General features: G+C 66.0%; 4 protein-coding genes. 1 reads left to right on the top strand and 3 read right to left on the bottom strand.

What is annotated here, in order from left to right:
- The 3 genes from kdpB to kdpF all read right to left on the bottom strand — a co-directional run.
- Positions 1-1593, bottom strand: a 1593-nt coding sequence (gene kdpB / locus VFG33_RS30510) for a potassium-transporting ATPase subunit KdpB (protein WP_325056448.1), incomplete at its 3' end; no start/stop codon positions are given.
- A gap of 62 nt (positions 1594-1655) precedes the next feature.
- Complete coding sequence (kdpA, locus tag VFG33_RS30515) at positions 1656-3320, bottom strand: potassium-transporting ATPase subunit KdpA (RefSeq protein WP_325056446.1); 1665 nt, start codon at positions 3318-3320, stop codon at positions 1656-1658.
- Entirely contained in the window at positions 3320-3409 is a 90-nt protein-coding gene (kdpF, locus tag VFG33_RS30520; protein WP_325021663.1) for a K(+)-transporting ATPase subunit F, read from the bottom strand. The genes kdpA and kdpF overlap by 1 nt, the downstream gene beginning before the upstream one ends.
- A 255-nt stretch (positions 3410-3664) precedes the next feature.
- On the opposite strand from kdpF, the gene VFG33_RS30525 reads away from it, so the two are divergent.
- On the top strand, positions 3665-5566 hold the full coding sequence (locus VFG33_RS30525; RefSeq protein ID WP_325056447.1) for a potassium transporter Kup: 1902 nt from the start codon (positions 3665-3667) through the stop codon (positions 5564-5566).
- Positions 5567-6194 lie beyond the last annotated feature (628 nt).

A 6194-nucleotide genomic window follows, 5' to 3' on the forward strand; every position in this document is an offset into this window, starting at 1 on the left:
GTTCATCGCGACCCCGACATCGGCCTGCGCGAGCGCGGGAGCGTCGTTGGTGCCGTCACCGGTCATCGCGACCAGCCGGCCACCCTCCTGCTCCTTCTTGATCAACGCCATCTTGTCCTCGGGCGTCGCCTCGGCCAGGAAATCGTCGACCCCGGCCTCCTCCGCGATCGCCTTCGCGGTCAACTGGTTGTCACCAGTGATCATCACGGTCCGGATGCCCATCGCCCGCATCTGGTCGAACCGCTCCCGCATGCCCTGCTTGACGACATCCTTCAGGTGGATCACGCCGAGCGGCCGTGCCTCGGGCAGACCGCCCGGGGTATCGGTGGTGCTGACCGCGACTACCAGCGGAGTACCACCGGAGGCGGAGACGCCGTCGACAATCTCACCTAGGGCGTTGTCGGCCTTGCCGCCCTGGCTGTGGATCCAGGCATTCACGGCACCGGCAGCACCCTTACGGACCTGCCGGCCGTCGACGTCGACGCCACTCATCCGGGTCTGTGCGGTGAACTGGACGAAGGTTGCGTGCGGCAACTCACCGGTGTGCCGCTCCCGCAGCCCGTACCGGGACTTGGCCAGGACGACGATCGAGCGGCCCTCGGGGGTCTCGTCGGCCAGGCTCGACAGCTGCGCCGCATCCGCCAACTCGGTCTCGCTCACCCCAGCCAGCGGGATGAACTCCGACGCCTGCCGGTTGCCCAGCGTGATAGTGCCGGTCTTGTCCAGCAGCAGGGTGTTCACGTCGCCGGCGGCCTCGACCGCGCGGCCGGACATCGCCAGCACGTTGCGCTGGACCAGCCGGTCCATGCCCGCGATGCCGATCGCGGACAGCAACGCGCCGATCGTGGTCGGGATCAGACACACCAGCAACGCGACCAGTACGACGATGCTCAGGTCGACACCCGCATAGTTCGCGAACGGCGGCAGCGTCACGGTCGCCATCAAGAACACGATCGTGAGGCTCGCCAGCAGAATGTTCAGGGCGATCTCGTTCGGCGTCTTCTGCCGCGACGCCCCCTCGACCAGGGCGATCATCCGGTCGATGAAGCTCTCGCCCGGCCTCGTCGTGATCTGCACGACAATCCGGTCCGACAACACCTTGGTGCCACCGGTGACGGCACTGCGGTCGCCACCGGACTCACGGATCACCGGCGCCGACTCACCCGTAATCGCCGACTCATCGACACTGGCGACACCCTCGACGACGTCACCGTCACCCGGGATGATCTCACCGGCCTCGACGACCACCCGATCACCTAGTTGCAGAGCGGTAGCGGGCACTTCCTCCTCGTTGTCACCGTCGCCGGTCAAGCGGCGGGCAGTGGTCTCGGTCTTGGCCCGGCGCAGGGTCTCGGCCTGTGCCTTGCCGCGCCCCTCGGCAACTGCTTCCGCGAGGTTGGCGAAGACGACGGTAAGCCAGAGCCAAACGACGATCCACCAGACGAAGACGCTGGAATCAGTGAATGCCAGGATCGTGGAGGCAACCGCACCGACCTCGACCACGAACATCACCGGGTTCTTCACCATCACCCGCGGATCGAGCTTGCGCAGCGCGTCCGGCAACGAGGTCAGCAACATTCGCGGGTCGAACAGACCCGACGGTGCCTTCCTCGTCGCCCTGTCCGGCGCCGGGGATGAGGTCTTCAGTTGCGTGCTCACAGTCCCTCCGCGAGGGGTCCGAGGGTGATTGCGGGGAAGTAGGTCAGACCGGTCACGATGATCACGACACCGACCAGCAGCGTCACGAACAACGCCTTGTGGGTGGGCAGCGTGCCCTCGTTCACCGGCACCGGCTGCTGCCGCGCGAACGAGCCGGCCAACGCCAGCACGATCACCATCGGCACGAACCGGCCGAGCAGCATCACAATGCCCAGGAACGTGTTGTAGAAGGGAATGTTGGCGCTGATACCGCCGAATGCGCTGCCGTTGTTGTTACCGGCCGAGGTGAACGCATACAGGACTTCTGAGAAGCCGTGTGGTACCGGGTCGGTGTTGAAGATCGACGCCCGCGCGACCGCCAGGCCCATCGCGACGGCCGAACCGACCAGCACCAAGGTCGGTGTCGCCAGGATGTACAGCGAGACGAGTTTCATCTCGCGGGCGGTGATCTTCTTCTTCAGGTACTCCGGCGTCCGGCCGACCATCAACCCGGCCACGAACACCGCCATCACCGCGAGCACCAGCATCCCGTAGAGCCCGGAGCCGGTACCGCCGGGTGTCACTTCGCCCAGCATCATGTGGAACAGCGCCGTCCCACCACCCAGCGCGGTGAACGAGTCGTGCGCGGAGTTGACCGCACCCGTCGACGTACCGGTCGTGGAGGTCGCGAACAGCGCCGAGGCCCATTCACCGAAGCGGGTCTCCTTGCCCTCCATCGCCGCACCCGCGGCCCGGGTCGCCGTACCGGCGCCCTGGTTCTCGAAGAAGGTTGCCGCGAACGTGAACGCCGCCCACAGCGTGCCCATCACGCCGAGGATCGCGTAGCCCTGCCGCTTGTCCTTCACCATCAGCCCGAAGGTCCGGGTCAGACAGACCGGGATCACCAGCAGCAGAAAGATCTCGAACAGGTTCGACAACGGGTTCGGGTTCTCGAACGGGTGCCCGGAGTTCGCGTTGTAGAAGCCGCCACCGTTGGTGCCGAGCTCCTTGATGATCTCCTGGCTGGCCACCGGGCCACCCGGAATGTGCTGGGTCTGCCCCACCACCGAGGTCACCTCGTGGCCACCGGAGAAGTTCTGCACCACACCCATCGCGACCAGGACCAGCCCACCCAGGATCGCGATCGGCAACAGCACCCGCAGTACGGTCCTGGTCAGGTCAACCCAGAAGTTGCCCAACTGGTTCGTCTTCGCCCGCGCGAAGCCCCGGATCAGCGCGACCGCCACAACGATACCGACCGCGGCGGACACGAAGTTCTGCACCGCGAGGCCGGCGAACTGGACCAGATGGCCCATCGTCACCTCCGGCGAATACGACTGCCAGTTCGTGTTCGACACGAACGACGCGGCCGTATTGAACGCCAAACCCTGCTCAACATTCGGCAGACCCAGCGACAACGGCAGATGCGCCTGCACCCGCTGCAACACATACAACAGGACAACGCCGATCAGCGAGAAAGCGATCACGGACCGGGCATACACACCCCAGGTCTGCTCCGCCTTCGAATCAACCCCGAGAAGCTTGTAGGTAACCCGTTCGACCCGGGAATCCTTGTCGGTCGTGTAGACCCGGGCCATATAGCCGCCCAGTGGACGGTAGACGGCCGCCAGGAGCACCAGCAGAAGGGCGACCTGAAGCAGGCCGGCAGCGGTGTCGGACATCAGAACCTCTCGGGAAAGATCAGGGCAGCGACCAGGTAAAGAACCAGCGCCACCGCGACCACCAGGCCGACGATGTTTTCAGCGCTCACAGCTTCTCCACCCCCCGCAACGCGAACCAGGTCGCTGCGAACACCACTCCGCAGATCGCCAGATACAGCACGTCTTTCATGGCCGGCCCCACTCCTCAGCATTGACGCTCATGGCGCCATGCCACACCCCAACCTGCCCCGTCAGGAGCCTTCTCGCAGACCTCTCACCGCCGCTCACACAGCTCTCACGGACTTCTCACACGCGTGCCGCCGGGGATGAGGGCGATCGGCTGGGCGGGATGGTTCAATGCTCGTGTGAACAGGGCCATTCCTGCACGGACCGCGTTGATGGTGGCGGCACTCGGCGTCGTGTTCGGTGACATCGGGACCAGCCCGATCTACACGATCCAGACGGTGTTCAATCCCGCCGATCCGCATCCGGTGGCCGCCTCGATGGACAGCGTCTACGGGATCATCTCGCTGATCTTCTGGTCGGTGACCATCATCGTGACGGTGAAGTACGTCCTGCTCGTGATGCGGGCCGACAACCACGGCGAGGGCGGCATCCTCGCCCTGATCACCTTGATCAGGGGCCGGGACGTTCCCGGCAGCCGGCGGACGAAACTCCTCCTGGTCGGCCTCGGCATCTTCGGCGCCTCGCTGTTCTTCGGCGACAGCATGATCACTCCGGCGATCTCCGTGCTGTCCGCGGTCGAGGGACTCAAGGTCATCGAGCCCAGCCTGGAGAACCTGATCGTCCCGATCACGGCCACGATCATCGTCGTGCTCTTCGCGGTCCAGCGGCTGGGGACGGCCCGCATCGGCCGCTTCTTCGGGCCCGTCATGGTCCTGTGGTTCGTGGCGATCGCCGCCTGCGGCGTGTCCGGGATCGTCAGCCACCCCGGGATCCTCAAGGCGCTGTCGCCCACCTACGCCGTCGGCTACCTGACCGGCCACTTCGGGGACGCGTTCTTCGCCCTCGCCGCCGTCGTCCTGGCGATCACCGGCGCCGAGGCCCTGTACGCCGACCTCGGCCACTTCGGCCGGGCTCCGATCACCCGTGCCTGGCTGATCCTCGTGTTCCCTGCCTGCATTCTCAGTTACCTCGGGCAGGGTGCTCTCGTGCTCGAGGACTCCACTGCGATCAGCAGCCCGTTCTTCCTCCTCATTCCCGGGTGGGCACGGATACCGATGATCCTGTTGGCCACCGCGGCCACCGTCATCGCCTCCCAGGCCGTGATCACCGGAGCCTTCTCGGTCGCCCACCAAGCGGTCCAGCTCGGTTACCTGCCCAGGCTGCGCATCAACTACACGTCAGAGGAGACCGCCGGCCAGATCTACGTGCCCTGGATCAACTGGGCGCTGATGATCTCCGTGCTCACCCTCGTCTTCGCCTTCCAGACCTCCGCGGCACTGGCCTTCGCGTTCGGGATGGCGGTGACCGGCACGATCACCATCACCACGCTGCTGTTCTTCTACATCGTCCGTCACCAGTGGCGTAAGCCGCTCTGGCTGGTACTGATCGGGGCTGCCGCGTTCCTGGTCGTCGAACTGCTGTTCCTGGCCGCGAACCTGACCAAGATCACCCACGGCGCCTGGCTGCCGCTGCTGATCGGCATCACCGTCTTCACCGTTCTGATCACCTGGCAGAAGGGGCGTGGGCTGGTCACCGGAAAGCGCGAACGCCAGGAGGGACCGCTCCGGGACTTCGTCGACGGGCTCCACGACTCCCAGCCCACGCTGCGACGAGTCCCCGGCACGGCCGTGTTCCTCAACCGGGGCAAGGCCACCGTCCCCCTCGCGATGCGCGCCAACGTGGAGCACAACCACATCCTGCACGAGAACGTGGTGATCCTCTCGATCGAGACGCTCCAGGTCCCGCACGCGCCAGAGACCAACCGCGTCACCGTGGACGACCTCGGCTACATCGACGACGGCATCATCCATGTCTCCGCCCAGTTCGGCTACATGGAGACCCCTGACGTTCCCGAGGTACTGCGCCTGGCCGCCGAGCAGAGCGCCGAACTCTCCCTCGATCTGGACGACACCTCGTACTTCCTGTCCACCATCGAGCTCAGCGTGGGCGACGCCCCCGGCATGACCCGCTGGCGCAAGCGACTCTTCGTCGCCACGTCCCGCATCAGCGCCGACGCCGCCGAGTACTTCCGCCTCCCCCGCGACCGGGTCGTCATCATGGGCGCCCGGATCAGCGTCTGACTCCTCGATCTCAGCCGAGGAAACCCTTGACTCTGCGAATGTCGCCCTTGACGCGGTCCGCTCGGCTGCCGGCTTGTGGGACCGATACCGGTCTACTGGACGCTATCGGTCGAACAACCCGCTATCGTCGGCAGGCCCAGCCGGGTGGATGCCGGGTCGTTGGACCGATGCCGGCCTGTAGGGCGGTACCGGTCGAGCAGGCGGCTACCGAGGACGGGACTGCCCGGGTGGTCCACCAGGTGGTGCGCTCGTTCCACCAGATGGATCGGTGGGGTCGCTTGTGGTGGTCGGCGTCCCGACCGACAGGTAGTGGTCGCCGAAGTGGGGCACCAATCGCGGTGGTCAGGCGGGGCCGGTGCGTCGGGAGGGGCGCCGGGGCGACGACTACCTGTCGGTCGGGACACCGGGACTGCGCCGGGTCACCCGGGCGGCATCTCCTCGACGAACTCCCCTGAATTGTGGCCGTTCTTCTCAGCGGCTCCGGGCGTAGCTGCGTCCTTCCCTGGTCGCGGTGAGGTGTGTCAAGGGTCGAACTTGTTCGAGCCCGAAGGGCCGCGAAGCGCCCTTGACTCACCTCGCCGCGACTAGCAAACTCACGCAGCCCGGCGACGCGAACCACCCACACCTA

The organism is Kribbella sp., assembly GCF_035687465.1.
Taxonomy (GTDB): domain Bacteria; phylum Actinomycetota; class Actinomycetes; order Propionibacteriales; family Kribbellaceae; genus Kribbella.

Coding starts and splice junctions, on each gene's coding strand:
- kdpA (WP_325056446.1), bottom strand. CDS start 3,320: ATGTCCGACACCGCTGCCGGCCTGCTTCAGGTCGCCCTTCTGCTGGTG.